Annotated in this window: 15 protein-coding genes and 4 tRNA genes; 5 read left to right on the top strand and 14 right to left on the bottom strand. The window is 57.3% G+C overall.

Translation table 11 applies throughout. The annotated features are described in order from the left end of the window. Positions 1–80 precede the first annotated feature (80 nt). The 14 genes from G491_RS0111985 to G491_RS0111915 form a co-directional block, all read right to left on the bottom strand. Complete coding sequence (locus G491_RS0111985) at positions 81–353, bottom strand: HPr family phosphocarrier protein (protein ID WP_028314775.1); 273 nt, start codon at positions 351–353, stop codon at positions 81–83. Between the two features lie 815 nt (positions 354–1,168). Continuing rightward, positions 1,169–1,969: a dihydroorotate dehydrogenase electron transfer subunit gene (locus G491_RS0111980; RefSeq protein ID WP_028314774.1), complete on the bottom strand. Its 801-nt coding sequence runs from the start codon at positions 1,967–1,969 to the stop codon at positions 1,169–1,171. Between the two features lie 71 nt (positions 1,970–2,040). After that, positions 2,041–2,820: a peptidoglycan editing factor PgeF gene (gene pgeF, locus G491_RS0111975; RefSeq protein WP_035218692.1), complete on the bottom strand. Its 780-nt coding sequence runs from the start codon at positions 2,818–2,820 to the stop codon at positions 2,041–2,043. A gap of 4 nt (positions 2,821–2,824) precedes the next feature. Then, on the bottom strand, positions 2,825–3,301 hold the full coding sequence (rfaE2, locus tag G491_RS0111970) for a D-glycero-beta-D-manno-heptose 1-phosphate adenylyltransferase (RefSeq protein WP_028314772.1): 477 nt from the start codon (positions 3,299–3,301) through the stop codon (positions 2,825–2,827). Further along, complete coding sequence (locus tag G491_RS0111965) at positions 3,273–4,076, bottom strand: carbon-nitrogen family hydrolase (RefSeq protein ID WP_028314771.1); 804 nt, start codon at positions 4,074–4,076, stop codon at positions 3,273–3,275. Before G491_RS0111965 ends, rfaE2 begins: the two co-directional genes overlap by 29 nt. A gap of 19 nt (positions 4,077–4,095) precedes the next feature. Next, a complete protein-coding gene (locus G491_RS0111960) occupies positions 4,096–4,854 on the bottom strand; it encodes a ComF family protein (RefSeq protein WP_028314770.1) in 759 nt (252 codons plus the stop codon). 29 nt (positions 4,855–4,883) lie between these two features. After that, positions 4,884–5,531, bottom strand: a complete 648-nt coding sequence (locus G491_RS0111955) for a methyltransferase family protein (protein WP_051327206.1) — start codon at positions 5,529–5,531, stop codon at positions 4,884–4,886. 30 nt (positions 5,532–5,561) lie between these two features. Then, entirely contained in the window at positions 5,562–7,676 is a 2,115-nt protein-coding gene (locus G491_RS33815) for a PAS domain-containing sensor histidine kinase (RefSeq protein WP_051327205.1), read from the bottom strand. 508 nt (positions 7,677–8,184) lie between these two features. Further along, positions 8,185–9,411 (bottom strand): isocitrate dehydrogenase (NADP(+)), encoded by a 1,227-nt coding sequence (gene icd, locus G491_RS0111940; RefSeq protein ID WP_028314768.1) that lies wholly within the window; start codon positions 9,409–9,411, stop codon positions 8,185–8,187. A 5-nt stretch (positions 9,412–9,416) separates the two neighbouring features. Next, a complete protein-coding gene (rlmB, locus tag G491_RS0111935) occupies positions 9,417–10,166 on the bottom strand; it encodes a 23S rRNA (guanosine(2251)-2'-O)-methyltransferase RlmB (protein WP_028314767.1) in 750 nt (249 codons plus the stop codon). Beyond that, complete coding sequence (gene gmk, locus G491_RS30535; RefSeq protein ID WP_012611059.1) at positions 10,163–10,765, bottom strand: guanylate kinase; 603 nt, start codon at positions 10,763–10,765, stop codon at positions 10,163–10,165. Before gmk ends, rlmB begins: the two co-directional genes overlap by 4 nt. Next, positions 10,752–11,120, bottom strand: coding sequence for a DUF370 domain-containing protein (locus G491_RS0111925; RefSeq protein WP_428829356.1), 369 nt, complete (start codon positions 11,118–11,120; stop codon positions 10,752–10,754). The genes gmk and G491_RS0111925 overlap by 14 nt, the downstream gene beginning before the upstream one ends. A gap of 15 nt (positions 11,121–11,135) precedes the next feature. After that, complete coding sequence (locus tag G491_RS0111920; protein WP_028314765.1) at positions 11,136–12,017, bottom strand: YicC/YloC family endoribonuclease; 882 nt, start codon at positions 12,015–12,017, stop codon at positions 11,136–11,138. 186 nt (positions 12,018–12,203) lie between these two features. Next, positions 12,204–14,018 carry a LysM peptidoglycan-binding domain-containing protein gene (locus tag G491_RS0111915; RefSeq protein WP_028314764.1) on the bottom strand — a complete coding sequence of 605 codons (1,815 nt, stop codon included), beginning with the start codon at positions 14,016–14,018 and terminating at the stop codon, positions 12,204–12,206. A gap of 460 nt (positions 14,019–14,478) precedes the next feature. Between G491_RS0111915 and G491_RS0111910 the strand changes: the two genes are divergently transcribed. The 5 genes from G491_RS0111910 to G491_RS30530 all read left to right on the top strand — a co-directional run. Continuing rightward, positions 14,479–14,554 (top strand) — tRNA-Thr (locus G491_RS0111910). An 18-nt stretch (positions 14,555–14,572) separates the two neighbouring features. After that, positions 14,573–14,657 (top strand) — tRNA-Tyr (locus tag G491_RS0111905). A gap of 88 nt (positions 14,658–14,745) precedes the next feature. Further along, positions 14,746–14,821, top strand: a tRNA-Gly gene (locus tag G491_RS0111900). Between the two features lie 52 nt (positions 14,822–14,873). Further along, positions 14,874–14,950 (top strand) — tRNA-Thr (locus G491_RS0111895). A 138-nt stretch (positions 14,951–15,088) separates the two neighbouring features. Continuing rightward, positions 15,089–15,180 (top strand): GTP-binding protein (locus G491_RS30530; protein WP_035218689.1); only part of this gene is annotated, 92 nt, incomplete at its 3' end.

The following is a 15,180-nucleotide window of genomic DNA, read 5'->3' as shown; positions in this document are numbered from 1 at the left end:
GTAAATGTTTTTTGGCGATTCATTGTTTTCGGCCCGGGGGGGTCTCGCTGGGACAGAGTCGGGCCATGGGCTCTGCGGACCTAATATTCTCCAAATCCGTCCTCGACCAGTGCGGCCAGTTCCTCCAGGATTTCCGCGTCCGAGGCTTCCTGGACGGCGATGGAAATTTCCATGCCTTGGGCGGCGTGGGGCGCCAGCATGAGCATGTCCAGAATGTCAGTGGCGTCGGCAGTGTTTCCGCTGGCGCTTAAAAACACGGCGCCCTTGGCCTTGGAGGCCGTCTTGGCCACCATGGCTGCGCATCGGGCGTGGAGGCCCAGTTCGTTTTTGATGATCAGCGTAACTTCCTGCATAGACTCGTTGCGTTCCTGGTTCATTGGCATTCAAAACATAATAAATTAGCACCGATCCGTGCCCATGTCAAACCATGCGGCGCCCTAAAAAAACGGCGGAAAATCGGGTTCAAGCCTGGAGGCAATCGGCTGGATGTCATTTAATAATAGGGGCTCTTTCCCGGGTGTCAATCCAAACCGGCGGTTTTCCCTCTTCGGTATATGTCAATCAAACCGGATATGGCCAGCTTTGCCGCCCGCCTCGCGACTCTGCCGCCCTCGCCTGCGTCTGTAATCCAGGGGCGCGACCGAACCGGTCCCGCCTTTTGAAAAAGTTCATGGACCGGAAACCGCAAAACCACGCCTGATATCAGTTCTTTTAATCGGAAACAAGGGCGGAGTTCTTGATTTGTTTTTTGGGGCCCAAAAAGGGGCGTTCGGACGGCGCATCAAGGCGTCATCATTGGAACAGTTCTGTTTACTCACTTCTTAAGATTGCCCTCAAAAAACTGTCGGATGAACCTGCGAACAAAGACACAGGCTTCAACCAGGCGAAGCGGCATTTCTTTCGCCTGCCTATTAAGCAGGAAAAACTTAACGCAGAACCATCCGACCTTCTAAAACTTGTGCGGCGCAGGTTGGATGGAGCTTGCGAAACCCAACAAAATGTCGGTTTTTTGCAGGCTTATCTCCATGGCCGTCATCCCTGTAAGCAGGGACCCAGCGCCCTTAAGGATTTTATTCGGAAGACAATCAGTTGTTTGAACGCAACTTGGCGTCAGCCACAGGGAGAAGCAGAGAAGAGGGGGGCGTCCTCCATCTCATTCATATGCAATTCAACTCCACAACAGCTTGGCGTCCAGGACCGGACCGTCCATGCAGGCGTGCAGATGCTTGGCCTGGCCTTCCTTTTTAGGCAGGGCGCACCCCAGGCAGGCGCCCATCCCGCAGGCCATGGCGGCTTCCACGGAAACCTGGCAGGGGGTATTATGCTCCTTGGCCATGGCGGCGACCGCCTTGAGCATGGGCATGGGGCCGCAGGTGAAAATTTGCCTGGCTGCATCTCCCTCCAAGGCCTTGTCCAGCAGGGCCGTGACCAAGCCCTTGGCGCCCAGGCCTCCGTCTTCGGTGGCTGCCTGCACTTCCAGGCCGATCTGCTCGAACACGTCCCGGCATAGCACGTCGTTGGCCGTCCTGGCGCCCAACAGCACCTTGCATGAAACCGGGCTGAACTCCTGGGCCAGATACCTGGCCAAAAACACCATGGGGGCCGTACCAATGCCTCCGGCGACAAGCAGGCATTCCTCCGTGTCCGTATTCAACGAGAATCCTTTGCCCAAAGGCCCCAGCACCTGCACTGTCTCTCCGGGCGTTTTCCGGGATAGAATTCGGGTGCCTTCCCCGATCACGACAAACAGGATGGTCAGAACCCATTTCGCGTCGGCTCCTTCTTTCACGTCATGGACGCAAAAGGGCCTGCGCAGCAATGGCTGTATGGAGTCGCCGGGGCTGACCATCACAAACTGGCCGGGCGCCGAGGCGCAGGCGATGTCATTGGCGGCCAGTTCCATGCGAAAATATCCAGGCTGGATTTCCTTGTTTTCCAGGACCAGGGCGGTTGTGTCGAATAATTTCAAGGCATGCTCTCCCGTTAAGTAGAATTAACCCCTTAAGATTAGCAGAACCCGGTTTGTAAGTCGATACTCTTTTACGCGGGCTTGAGTCCTATGACTCCGGCGAAGCGGCCCGATGCATGGCTCGCCCTGTACGAGAAAAAATGCTCCGGCGTGCATTTGGTGCAGATGTTTGCGCAGTCGATGTTTCGGCCTTCCAGTCCCGCCGCCGTCAGTTGGTCGCGGGTGACGGCCCAAAAGTCAAAATGGTCCTTTTCGTCTTTGTACTTCCAGAATTCCTCGGGAATTTCCGTTCTATAATGGATGAACTCCGCGCAACAGGCGCCCAGGGAAGGGCCGATGGCGGCGATCATGCCGGCAGGGTTGCATCCAAAGGCTTGGACCATGGCTTCCACGGCGTGAGCCGCAATATTCTGCAAGCTGCCCCGCCACCCGCTATGCACTGCGCCCACCGCCTTTTTTTCGGGATCGTAAAGCAATATGGGCTGGCAATCGGCCACGGCGATGGCGCAAAACACGCCGGGCAGGTTGGTGACTATGGCGTCGGCCTCCAGGTTCGTCTGCCAAAGCGGGTCCGAGCTTGGATCCGGCTTCGAGTCTAAGACGACCACCTCCTTGCCGTGCACCTGCTTGACGAAAGCCAGGCGATCGGCGCCCATGGCCCGGGCAATGGCCAGCCTGTTTTTCGCCACAAGGTCCGGATCGTCGTTCACCGCGGTTCCGATGTTCAGGGAGGCCAATTCCCCCTGGCTGACTCCTCCGTGCCTGGAAAAAAAACCGTGATCAATCTCGTCAAAGCGGCTCAGCCCCGGAGTGCGCACCAGTTGGGTTCCGTTTTTTCCCGGTTCCAGCATGGCCCTACCCCTGATCCAATATTTTTTGGATGATATTAGTGGTGGAAGCGCCTTCCGCCAGATCCACCCTCACGACTTTGCCTCCAGCCTCTTTGACCTCCCTGGCGCCGATGATCTGGTCTTCGGGCCAGTCCGCGCCCTTGACCAAAACCTGGGGCATGACGGCCAGGATGAGATCCAGCGGGTCCGGCTCGTCAAACAGGGATATAAAATCAATGGACTCCAGGGCGGCTAAAACCTCGGCGCGTTCCGCTTCGGGAACAATAGGGCGTTTGGGGCCTTTGATTTCCCGCACGGACCGATCCGAATTCAGGCCCAGAACCAGGACGTCGCCCTGGCTTTTGGCCTCGGCCAGATAGCGCACGTGGCCCACGTGGAGGATGTCAAAGCATCCGTTGGTGAAGACCACGGTTTTGTTTTTCGCCTTGGCTTTTTCAACAGCTTTAATCAGTTCATTTTTCGACAATATTTTCGAGATCATAAGCCTCCGGAATTCGATGTTCCAGGCAGGGGATTCTGGTGCGAAAGTCCTTCACTTCATCCAGGTTAAGGGCGGCCGTCAGCAAAGTCTCCCCGCCTCCGGCGCCGGCTATAACCTCGCCCCACGGGGAAATGACGGCGGACCGGCCTCCGTAAACAAGCTCCGGATCCTTGCCGCACCGGTTGCAGGCGATGACAAAGGCCTGGTTTTCCACGGCCCGGGCTTGCAGCAGCACGTCCCAATGCCTGATTCTCACGGCGGGCCATTGGGCGGAGACGATCAGCACGATCGCCCCTGCCAGGACCAGAGCCCGGCTTTGTTCGGGAAAACGCAGGTCGTAACAGGTGAGCAGACCGGTTTTTCCCCAGGGAGCGGCCGCCAGCACGGACCGGGCGCCCGGCTCAAACTCGCCTTCGCCCGCCGGAGTGAACCGGTGCACCTTGCGATATTCAGCCTGCACGCTTCCTTTTTCGTTGATGTAATAGTGGGTGTTGTACACCCCTTCGGGCGTCAGTTCCGGCATGGTTCCTGAGACGGCCAGGTTAAGATTCTCCGTCAGGCTGCATAATTCGTCCAGGACGGCGGGCGTTTGGGCGGCGTGCTCCTTTAACGCGGAATAATCAAACCCGCAGGACCACATTTCCGGCAGCACGGCCAGGTTGACGCCCTGGTCCGCCAGATCCTGGATCGCCCGCCTGACGTGGTCGATGTTTGCCCGGGGATTTCCCAGCTTGACGTCGAATTGAACAAGGCCGATTTTAGGTTTTTGCACCATGTTTCCTTTTTAAAAAGAATTACCGCACCACCACCGCCAGGGTGAGGACGTCCACTTTTTTTGCGCCGGCTTTCAAGAGCGCTTTGGCGCACTCGTTGGCCGTGGCGCCGGTGGTGAAAACGTCGTCCACCAGGAGCACGGTTTTGCCGCGAACCAAATCCGGCCTGACCACGGCAAAGGCGCCCCGTATGTTTTTGGCGCGCTCTTTGGCTTTGAGCCCGGCCTGGGTTTGGGTCCAGCGCACCCGGGCAAGAGCCCCGGCTTCCACGGGCGGAAACTGTCCATTTTTCCTTCCCCAATGTTTTACCAGAACAAGGGCCTGGTTGAAACCCCTTTGCCGCAGCCTTTTTGCGTGCAAAGGAACCGGGACGGCCAGGTCCGCGCTTCCTGCGCCGTAATGGTTTAGGTACGCTTGCTCCAGCATGCCGCCCATGGGCGCTGCCAGGGCGGTCTTTTGATTGTACTTCAGGCGATGGATGGCGGTGCGCAAGGGGCCGTCGTAGACGCCCGCGGCCCGGGCCTTGTTGAATCGGCTTTTCTTTTCCAGGCAGCCGCCGCACAAATGGTCCGGCCCTTCGGGGGAGACAAAGGGCATGCCGCATTTCAGGCATAACGGGGAGGCCGCGGGGGTGTAATCCATCAGACAATCCGGGCACAGGAATTTGGGAAGAGGGGAGGGCGGAGCTTCGGGGATGAACTCCCCGCACGCCGCGCATTTGGGCGGATACAGAGCGTCCAGAAAAGCGTTTTTAAGAATTTTGACGGATGCAGTCAGCATGGCTTCGCCGCCGGAAGGATTTATCCCCGCTACCAGATCAAGGGGGCCAAACGTTTTTTATTGTCGCAAAACTCCTTGTAGCCGGTCAAATCGGCTAACGCCGCTTCCTCCACGCGAATCCGGGAGACTATGGCGGCGATCAGCAAACACAGAAAAACCAGGCTGGGAAGGGTTCCGAAAAAAAGAACCACGCCCATATGGGCCAGGATCATGCCCGAGTAGGCCGGATGACGCACCCACCTGTAGGGGCCGGTTTGGATGACTTGGTGTTCGTTTCGAATGCGCACCCGATGGGAGTAAAAGGCCCCCAATTCCCGGACCGCCCATTGGCGGAACAAAACCCCGGAGGCGAAAATCAGCAGACCCAGGACCATCCAGGGGGACCCCTCCTGCCATGGCGTGGAAAAGCCCAGCGCCGTCAGGATGACTCCGCCCTGGGAGAAGGCGTACCATTCCAGGGTTCCTTTGTCCTTTTCCGTTTTGCCGGCCTTTTTATCGCGCACGGACGTCCCGGCCTCCACAATCAGCCACAGGATGTATGCCGCGGACATAAGAAGGCCAAGGGAGAGGGCCGGTCCGCTCCAATGGCGGTATTTTAAAAAGGAGAAAAAGCAAATGCCCAGGATTAGCACGGCGGACATTAGAAAGGGGGAAAGGCCCTGCAGGTCATTTTTCATAACAGCCTCTTAGGGGGCGCGATGGGGAGGTTAGGGGCGGTCCAGGGCTTCACGCAAGGCCATTGCGAGATCGCGAATCACAATGGGCTTGTTCATCGTGACGTTTATGCCCACGCTGTCGATGATATGACCGGTGGTTCTTTCGCTGAATCCCGTGCACAGCACCACAGGCAGGTCCGGCCGGATTTCCTTGCATTTTTGCGCAAGCTGGATGCCGGTGAATCCCGGCATGGTCAGGTCGGTGAACAAAGCGTCGTAAGCATGGGGATCGGCTTTGAACAAGGCCAGGGCGTCGGTGGATCTGGTGGCGCATTCAGCCGTGTATCCGAGCCGTTCCAGCATGCTTTCTACCATTGTTACCATCATTTCCTCGTCGTCCACCACCAGGATTCTTTCATTTCCGTGGGGAATGGCGTCCAGGGGCTCCAAGTCCACTTCAGGTTCGGCGGATTGCATGACGGGCAGCAGGACATGGAATGATGAGCCTTTGCCGGGCTCCGAATAGACTTTGACGGCGCCGTTGATGCTGGTGACAATGCCGTGCACCACGGAAAGGCCGAGCCCGGTTCCTTCCTCTTTGGCTTTGGTGGTGAAATAAGGCTCGAAAATTCGCTCCATGGTTTCCCGCTCCATACCCCTGCCCGTATCGCTGATGGCCAGGCGCAGGTGCTTGCCCTCCATGAGATTGGGGAACAGGGACAGATCCGGCGAGTGCACTTCCATCTCCCGCAGGCTGATATCCAGGGAGCCGCCCCGATCCTGCATGGCGTGGAGCGAATTGGTGCAGAGATTCATGATGATCTGGTGAATCTGCGTGGGGTCGGCCAGGACCGGTCCGCACTTTTCGTCGATCATCTGGGAGATGTTGATGGTGGACGGAAAGGAGGAGCGGATGAGCTTGATGGATTCCTTGATAATGCTCTGGATGCGCACCGGCCCCATTTCATGCTCGGCGCCGCGGCTGAATGTCAGGATTTGTTTGACCAGATCCCTGGCGCGGTAGCTGGCTTTGAGAATGGCCTCCAGGCCGTCATGGGGCCTTTGCTCGCTGATGGCCTCGTCCAGCTCCATTTCCGTGTAGCCGATGATGGGCGCCAGGATGTTGTTAAAGTCGTGGGCGATGCCCCCGGCCAGGGCGCCCATGGCTTCCATTTTTTGGGATTGCCTGAGCCTCAATTCCAGGGCTTTGGTCTCTTCCCGGCTCCGTTTGTCCCGGATATGATTCCATAAGGCCTGGGCGAAGAGGGTCAACTGGCGAACGTCGGATTCGTCGTAAGGCTCTTCCTTGTTGGCCACCCCCACGATGGCTATCATGGCTTCCCGATCGAAAATAGGAACGCTCATGTGCCTGCGGATGGGAATGTGGCCCTCCGGATAGCCCTTTTTTAAAGGATGACTGGGGTAGTCGTTGTGGATCTGGGGAACGCCGGTTCTGATGCAGTCGGCCCATATGCCCGCCTCATGCAAGGCGTATTTATGGTCCCGGGGGGCTTTGCATTGATTTCTGACGGATTTGGACCAGGTAAAAAGCTCAATATTGACCTGATCCTGGTTCACAAAGTGGAAGTAGCCCCCTTCGCTTTCCGTGAGGAGTACGGCGTCCTCCAGGATCTTTTGGATCATTTCCTGTTCCGAGGAGTTCTCGAGGGTTTTCAGGTCTGACAAGGAAAGCAAGGCTTCCAGGCGGGCTTCATCCAACTTCAGCTTTTTCTCGGAAGCGCGCCTGCGGGTGATGTCCGTGAGGAAGCCGGGAAAGCATTCAACGCCTTCCTTGGTTTTGTCCTTAACCGCGGAAAAGGAAACTTCCAGAAGCGAGCCGCGCTTGCTTTGAAACTCCAGTTCAACATCAAAGACAAACCCTTCGGTTTGAAGCGCCGGAAGCACTTCCTTCGCCGCATGCATGCGGGATTCGGGGCTGAGAAAATCAAGCAAGGGGCGTCCCAGGACTTCGGCCCTGGAAAGCTCCAGGTTGACAAGCCAATAGTCATTGACGCTGATGATGTTCCCCTGGACGTCCAGGGCCTGCATCATTACCGGAGTCTTGTTGTAAAGCGTTTCAAACACGGCGCCATCATCCTGTGCACGGCCTTTTCCCCCGGATCCTTCCAGGTGATGGGGGAATATTTCAACCCGGGCCCGCTTCATGGCTTCTCCACCCTTTGACAATTATTCCGCACTTTGACAGGTTGTTGTTCAAGGCGACGGTAAAATTACCGAATACGGAAATAAATCAAAAAACAAGAAAAATGACTTAGGAAAAACAGCATGCCCTTTTGGGTCCGATGCTTTCGCCGCCTTTCCGCCTGGGCTTCACCGCCGGCAAAGGGCGGAATTCCGTTTTCCCATGGGTTTTACCTGAATCGGTGCTAAAAGGCTTTTAATACCAATAACGAAATGGTTGTAATAGGAATTTCTTTTTTTTTCAAGTAAGTTATTGGCTTGAGGGTGTGAGTCTCGTCACACATCAAAGTACTGGTGCGGGGTATGGCCATTGCGTGTGTGTTTGCAGAAACCGGACTTTACAGGCGGCGGCCATTGAAATATTGTTTTTTTTACGTGGGTAAGACAGATAACAACTGGTATATTTTTGAGAGGGAAAAGAAAGTCGAAACAAACATGGGCCTGGCATAATGCCAGGCCCATATCTGAAAAATTATGATAAATTCTCCGCCAGAGCCTTGGCGAATTCGGAGCATTTCACCTCGGTCGCCCCGGGCATCTGCCGGGCCAGGTCGTAGGTGACCCGCTTTTGGCTGATGGTTTTCGCCAGAGCTTTATGCAGGGCTTCGGCGGCCTCCTCCCATCCCAGGTAGGTCAGCATCATGGCGCCGGAGAGAATCAGGGAGCCGGGGTTGACCTTATCCAGGTTGGCGTATTTGGGTGCGGTTCCGTGGGTGGCCTCGAACACGGCGCAGCCGTCGCCGATGTTGGCGCCGGGGGCCATGCCCAGTCCCCCGACCTGGGCGGCCAGGGCGTCGGAGATGTAGTCGCCGTTCAGGTTGGGCGTGGCGATGACGTCGAATTCGTCGGGCCTGAGGAGGACTTGCTGGAAGAGCATGTCGGCGATGCGGTCCTTGATGACGACCTTGCCTTCGGGGCGTTTTCCGTCAAAGTCGTCCCAAAGCTCCTGTTCGGTGATGGTTTGGTCGGCAAAGCGTTCCTTGGCGACCTCGTAGCCCCATTTGGCGAAGGCGCCTTCGGTGAACTTCATGATGTTGCCTTTGTGCATGAGGGTGACGGAGGCGCGATCATTGGCGATGGCGTATTCAATGGCCATGGCCACCAGCCTTTTGGTGTTTTGGGCGCTGATGGGCTTGATGCCTATGCCGGCTTTTTCCGGGACTTTAGAGCCAAACTCCCTGGTCAGAAAGGCCGCCAGCTTGTCGGCTTCTTCGGTTCCGGACTCGAATTCGATGCCGGCGTAAAGGTCTTCGGTGTTTTCCCTGAAAATCACCATGTCCACCTTTTCGGGCTCCCGCACCGGGCTTGGCATGGGCGGGATGTATCGGGTGGGGCGCACGCAGGCGTAGAGATCCAGCAATTGGCGGATGGCCACGTTGACGCTGCGGATGCCGCCGCCCACGGGCGTGGTGAGGGGGCCTTTGATGGCCGCTACGTGCTCCTGGATGGCGTCCAGGGTTTCCTGGGGCAGCCATTCGCCGGTCTGGTTAAAGGCCTTTTCTCCGGCCAGGATTTCCTTCCAGACAATGTGTTTTTCGCCCTTGTAAGCGTATTTAACTGCCGCGTCCAGGGCCAGTTGGGTCGCCGCCCAGATGTCCGGACCGGTCCCGTCCCCTTCTATAAAAGGAATAATCGGGTCGTTAGGCACGTTCAACGTTCCGTCATTCGAAACCGTGATTTTCGTTCCTTGCATTGTCATTTTTATTACCCTTTCGACTTGACTGACATTCTGCGTTGGCGCATGACCTCATACATGGAAAGCGCGCCTGCAACTGAAGCGTTCAACGACCCCAAGGGGCCTGCTTGGGGAATGGAGACCAGTTGGTCGCATTCCTTTCTTACCAGGGGCCTGAGCCCCTTGCCCTCGTTCCCGACAACAACGGCGGCGGGACCGGTCAGGTCCGCCTCCCAGACTGTGCCGGAGGCCCGGGCGTCCAGGCCGAAAAACCATACTCCCTGGTCCTTGAGGTATTGCATGGATCGGACCAGGTTGACGACCCTGGCTACGGGCATGTGCTCCAGGGCGCCGGCGGAGGCTTTGGAGACCGCCGGGCTTAACGGAGACGAGCGTTTGTCCGGCATGATCACGCCGTTGACGCCCGCGCACAAGGCGGTGCGCATTAAAGCGCCGCAGTTTTGCGGGTCGTTTATTTCATCCATAAGCAAAAAGAACAGGGGCTGTTCGCCGCCCGCCTTTTTAACGAGCGACTCCAGGGCTATGGGCTTAAAAAGGCTGACCCTGGCCGCCACTCCCTGGCCGCCTCGGTCCTGGCCTTTAAAAAAGGATTGATCCGGGGTTTTCACCTCAATGCCGCGCTCCCGGGCCAGAGAGAGGATTTCCTCCTTGCCTTCGCCGGTTCGGGATTCCGACACGTAAACCGCCTGGAACTGCCTTTTTCCCGCCAAAAGGGCCTCGCGCACCGGGTGCATGCCGTATAAAAGTTCGGTTTTCATGAGCGCCGCTCCGCCTCCGGGCAAGGGGGAGGCGCTCCGTATTGCAGCATCACGCCTTCCAGTTCGCTGATGGCCGTCTCCAGGTCGTCGTTCACCAATATATGTTTATACAGGCTCCTTTTGTTCATTTCGCCCTTGGCGTTTTCCAGGCGTTGGGCGATCACTTCCGGTGCGTCGGTTCCCCGGCTTGAAAGCCGTTGCTCCAAAACCTCCATGGAAGGCGGCATGATGAACAGGGTGACGGCCTCGGGAAAGCGTTTGAGGATTTTTTCCGTGCCCTGGACGTCGATGTCCAGGAGCACGAAGCATCCCCGGTCCAGGCAGCGGGCGATAAACCGGGCGCTGGTGCCGTAATAATTGCCATGGACTTCGGCCCATTCGGCCCACCGCGCGTCCTCAATGCCTTGGAGGAAATCCTCCTTGGACGTGAAATGGTAATCCACGCCGTTTTTTTCCCCTTGCCGGGGAGGGCGGGTGGTGTGGGACACCGAATAGGCCAGGTTGGGCTGTCTTGCGCACAGGGCCTCCCTGAGGGTGGACTTGCCCGCTCCGGAGGGGGCGGACATGATAAATAGTTTGCCCCGGCTATTCGGGCTCATTATGCGTTCCTTCCTCTTTCTTGTCCTTGACCGCGGCGTAGCGCTGGGCCAGGGTGTCGGCCTGAATGGCGGACAGAATCACATGGTTGGAGTCCATGACCAGGATGGCCCTGGTTTTTCTGCCGCATGTGGCGTCCACCAGCCTGCCCGCTTTCTTGGCCTCGTCCTTCAGCCTCTTCATGGGCGAGGTATTGGGCGTGACTATGGCCACCACCCGGTGCGCCGCCACCCGGTTGCCGAAGCCGATGTTCAACATGGGGTCGGGCCTCAGTCCGGTCAGGTACTGGCGTTTGTTTTCAAAATCCCGTTCGGCCTTTTCCCTCTCCGCCTTATCCCGCGCTGCCTTCTTTTCCATAAATTCCCCCGGGCCTTATTCCACGTTTTGGACCTGCTCCCGAATTTTTTCCACTTCCGCCTTGGCGGCCACAACCACGTGGGACAGCCCCGCATCCGAGGATTTGGAGCCCATGGTGGAGAACTCCCTGTGCAGTTCCTGCGCCAGGAAGTTAAGCGACCGGCCCGGAGGCTCCTCCTGGTCCAGGATATCCCTGAACTGGGCGATATGGCTTCGGGCGCGGACGATTTCCTCCGTGATGTCCGATTTATCCGCCAGGAAAGCAGCTTCCTGGGCCAGACGGGCCGGATCCAGATCGGCGGCGCCTTCCAAAAGGGCGGCCAGGCGCTCCTTGAGTTTTTCCAAATGAACCTCGGGCTGGCTCGCCGCCATGCTGGAAACGGACTCAAGGGATTCCTCCAGCTTTTTCAGACGGCCTAAAAAATCCTCATACAAGGCCGCGCCTTCGGTCTCCCGCATGGAGGACAGGGTTTCCAGGGCCTGGCTCAATGCCTGCTCCAGCAGGCTCCAGTCCGACTCCAGGTCCGGCTTGACCGAGGAGGCGTTGATTACCCCGTTCAGACGAATGATGCTGTCTATGGGGATGGGGTCGGACAGGCCCAGGGCTTCGTGGACCTCCTTGACGGCCTCGTAGTAGTTTCGGGCCAGGGCCGCGTCCGCCTCGTAAACCTGGGACGAACCTCCCTGGCTGCGGACTTCCACGGTCACGTCCACCCGGCCGCGGCTGACGCTTTGGCGGATGCGGTTTTTGATTTTTTCCTCCAGGGCGATCCAGGGCCTGGGCATGCGCACGGCGATCTCGCAAAACCGGTGGTTCACGGACCGGATTTCCACGGAAATGGTTTTGTCGTCGCCTTGCGCTTCCCCTCTCGCAAACGCGGTCATGCTGTGTATCACGTCAAGACTCCTGTCTTTGGTGTTTTTATATCAAGCGCCGGGCTTTGGTGCCTTCCGGCTAAAATCATTCATTATACCTTGTTGTTCGGCCGGCGTAAAGGAGCAACAAAAGGGCGGCGCCGGGCCGCGGAATTAAAAAAGCCCCGGGGCGCCGGGGCTTTTTTATTGGAATTATTTGCTTTTGGCCTATTTGACCAGAATTTTTTGTCCGGGATAGATGGTGGACTTCATGTGCAGGCCGTTCAGGGCCAGGAGCTGTTTCAGGCTCATGCCGTGCTTCCGGGCTATGGTGGAGGGCGTATCGCCTCTTTTGACGACATAGGTTCTGGACCCGGAGGCGTTTGTCTGGCTTTTGCCGGGTATGGTCAGTTTTTGCCCCACAGACAGGGTGGTGGTCTTAAGGTTGTTGGCTTCCTTAATGTCGTTGATGGTGCTGCCGTACCTCTGGGCGATGTTCCACAAGGAGTCGCCCCGCCGCACAACATGCTCGGCCGGCGTGGAGGCGACGGGCTGGGAAGCAGCCGGAGCGCTGTAGCCCCGCCCGATGGGCACTTTCAGGGTTTTTCCCGCCACGATGCGCGTGCTGTGCATGCTGTTGGCCCGTTTGATCTTGCTCACGCTGGTTCCGTATTTTCGGGCGATGGTGGACAAGGTCTCCCCTCTGCGGATGCGGTGCAGCACGTAGGCGTCCTGGGGAAATGCGTACTTGGAGATGCGGTCGATGCTGGCCAGGAGGTCGCTGGATTTTCCCGGCGGCACCTTGAGATCGTAAGGCTTTTCCGGGGTGATTTGATACCTGAGCTCCGGGTTCAGGTCTTTGAGGGTCTCCTTGCTCACGCCGATGGCCGAGGCCACGTGGTTCAGGTGCACCTGTTTGTTGATGGACACCGTTTCGTACTCCAGGGGCGGGTAGGGGACTCCCAGATCCATGCCGTATTTTGCCGGATCGTTGATGATGATCAGGGCCGCCAGAAACCGGGGGACGTACCGGGCCGTTTCCCGGGGGAGCATCTGGTACAGGTCCCAGAAGTTATCCAGGTAGTTGACGTTCTGGCGCTGGATGACTCGAAGCACCCTTCCTTCCCCGCAGTTATAGGCCGCCAGACAGGTGGTCCAGTCTCCGAACATGGAGTGGAGTTCCTTAAGGTAGGCGATGGCCGCCTGGGTGGATTTTTCCGGGTCCATGCGTTCGTCAACGTAGCGGTCGCGGGAAAGGCCGAACTTGTAGCCCGTGGAAGCGATAAACTGCCACATGCCCAGGGCCCGGGCGCTGGACAAGGCTTTCACCTTGAATCCGCTTTCTATCAGAGGCAGCCACGAAAGCTCCTCGGGCAGGCCGGCTTCCTTCAGGGCTTCCACTATCTGGGGCCTGTACTGGCCGGAGCGCTGGTAGGAGGCGATAAAGAAGTTTTTCTCCCTGCCGGTGAACAGCTTGATTTCAGCCTCAACATATTTATTCATATCCAGGGGAATGGCGTTGTGATTTCCCGTAGCGGCCGTGAACCGGGAGGTGTAAATTTCAAGCATGCGTTTGGAAATGAGAAAGCGAAGGTCTTCTTTGGCTTGAAGCACTCCGGGGGCGCCGTTGTCCGATTCAATGGACAGCAGCATGGCGTAGGCCTGGTCCAGAGCGTCAATGGCCTGATCCAACTCCCCTTTTTGCCAGTAATCCTGCGCCGCCTGGCAGGAGGCCAGGGCTTCATCCAGGATCTGTTGGGCGTCCTTTTCGACAGGGGTGGGGACGGGCTTGCACTGGTAATCGGTGGCAGCGAACTTGGCCGGTTCGTCAAGACCGCCGTTGGTCATGAGTTCATGGGGGGCGACCTCTTCCACTTCTTCCACTTGCGCTATTTGCCCCGGTGTGGGAAGCGCCGCGGATCCGGATTCAGAAGCCTCGGACATACGCGCGCGGGCGGGGGAAGTATTGACCTGGGCCGAGGGCGCAACGCAGCCGGCGGCGCCAACTATCAAGCATAACAACGAGATAAACGTTTTTTTCATATAGTTAATTCACATGTCTTGGGAAAAGTCCGAGACCGGTCGGCCTGTCGGATTTCGAGGTTATGAAGGATTTCCGTCTCATAATTGGATTCATTTATCAGCGCCGCCTAGGCTTGTCAAGGACGCCCTATTGTGAAAAAAAATTAACAAAAAGTGAATTAGCTGTTTACAAGGCCTATTATTCGATGTTAATGCAACGCCCGCTACGGAGAAAACCGCGACGGAGCTTGATCGGTTCGGATTTCATCTTTAGCGGGCCGGACCAGGAGGCTTGTAAAACGCCCCCGAAAGAATCGGTCAGGCTGGACATCCGGAGCAGCAGACGTCCAATGCCTGATTTTTTGATCGCTCGAAGTTTTTTTGCATTTTTTGCTTGCACTAATCAAAAAATGGGTGTAAACAAAATGATTTCGGAGCGAGGGCCAACGCCGTAAGGCGGGGCTGATTCCGGGCCGAGTGCGCCAGCGTAGCTCAGCTGGTAGAGCTACTGATTTGTAATCAGTGGGTCGGGGGTTCGAGTCCCTCCGCTGGCTCCAAAGGTATGACAATAATTTGGTGGGGTTCCCGAGTGGTCAAAGGGAACAGACTGTAAATCTGTCGGCGACGCCTTCGGAGGTTCAAATCCTCCCCCCACCACCACTCATAGCCAGTCCTGCGTAGGAGGACGCTGAAACCGTACTACGCAGTCTCGGCCAATGAAGACATAAAAGGCCCTCCGGGAATTCAGGCGGGAGTAGCTCAGCTGGCAGAGCTCCAGCCTTCCAAGCTGGATGTCGCGAGTTCGAATCTCGTCTCCCGCTCCATAATTCGCCTGGAGTGAACAACGGCCCAGGCCGTGAGGAAAAAATGGTTTCAGCCCGCGTAGCTCAGTCGGTAGAGCGCTTCCTTGGTAAGGAAGAGGTTCATCGGTTCGATTCCGATCGCGGGCTCCACCTTTTTTCAGGCGGGCGGCATGTAGAATCTTTGCATTTTTGGAATTTGCAGCTAACGAAAAGACACTCTTTACGGTTTAGGGCGCCTGGTCGTCAGGTTTGCCGGACCAGACTGAAAAACCACGGGAGGAAGGTATCATGGCCAAAGCGAAGTACGAACGCACCAAGCCCCACGTAAACGTGGGCACCATCGGGCACATCGACCACGGTAAGACCACTCTGACTGCGGC

It is taken from the genome of Desulfatibacillum aliphaticivorans DSM 15576, from assembly GCF_000429905.1.
GTDB lineage: Bacteria > Desulfobacterota > Desulfobacteria > Desulfobacterales > Desulfatibacillaceae > Desulfatibacillum > Desulfatibacillum aliphaticivorans.
Note: the sequence above shows the minus strand (reverse complement) of the source record. Positions and strands in the feature narration are given on the sequence as shown.

Bases quoted from the DNA above. Each gene is read 5' to 3' on its own strand.
- G491_RS0111985 (WP_028314775.1), bottom strand. From the start codon at position 353: ATGCAGGAAGTTACGCTGATCATCAAAAACGAACTGGGCCTCCACGCC.
- pgeF (WP_035218692.1), bottom strand. From the start codon at position 2,820: ATGCTGGAACCGGGAAAAAACGGAACCCAACTGGTGCGCACTCCGGGG.
- rfaE2 (WP_028314772.1), bottom strand. From the start codon at position 3,301: ATGATCTCGAAAATATTGTCGAAAAATGAACTGATTAAAGCTGTTGAA.
- G491_RS0111965 (WP_028314771.1), bottom strand. From the start codon at position 4,076: ATGGTGCAAAAACCTAAAATCGGCCTTGTTCAATTCGACGTCAAGCTG.
- G491_RS0111960 (WP_028314770.1), bottom strand. From the start codon at position 4,854: ATGCTGACTGCATCCGTCAAAATTCTTAAAAACGCTTTTCTGGACGCT.
- G491_RS0111955 (WP_051327206.1), bottom strand. From the start codon at position 5,531: ATGAAAAATGACCTGCAGGGCCTTTCCCCCTTTCTAATGTCCGCCGTG.
- G491_RS33815 (WP_051327205.1), bottom strand. From the start codon at position 7,676: ATGAAGCGGGCCCGGGTTGAAATATTCCCCCATCACCTGGAAGGATCC.
- icd (WP_028314768.1), bottom strand. From the start codon at position 9,411: ATGACAATGCAAGGAACGAAAATCACGGTTTCGAATGACGGAACGTTG.
- rlmB (WP_028314767.1), bottom strand. From the start codon at position 10,166: ATGAAAACCGAACTTTTATACGGCATGCACCCGGTGCGCGAGGCCCTT.
- gmk (WP_012611059.1), bottom strand. From the start codon at position 10,765: ATGAGCCCGAATAGCCGGGGCAAACTATTTATCATGTCCGCCCCCTCC.
- G491_RS0111925 (WP_428829356.1), bottom strand. From the start codon at position 11,120: ATGGAAAAGAAGGCAGCGCGGGATAAGGCGGAGAGGGAAAAGGCCGAA.
- G491_RS0111915 (WP_028314764.1), bottom strand. From the start codon at position 14,018: ATGAAAAAAACGTTTATCTCGTTGTTATGCTTGATAGTTGGCGCCGCC.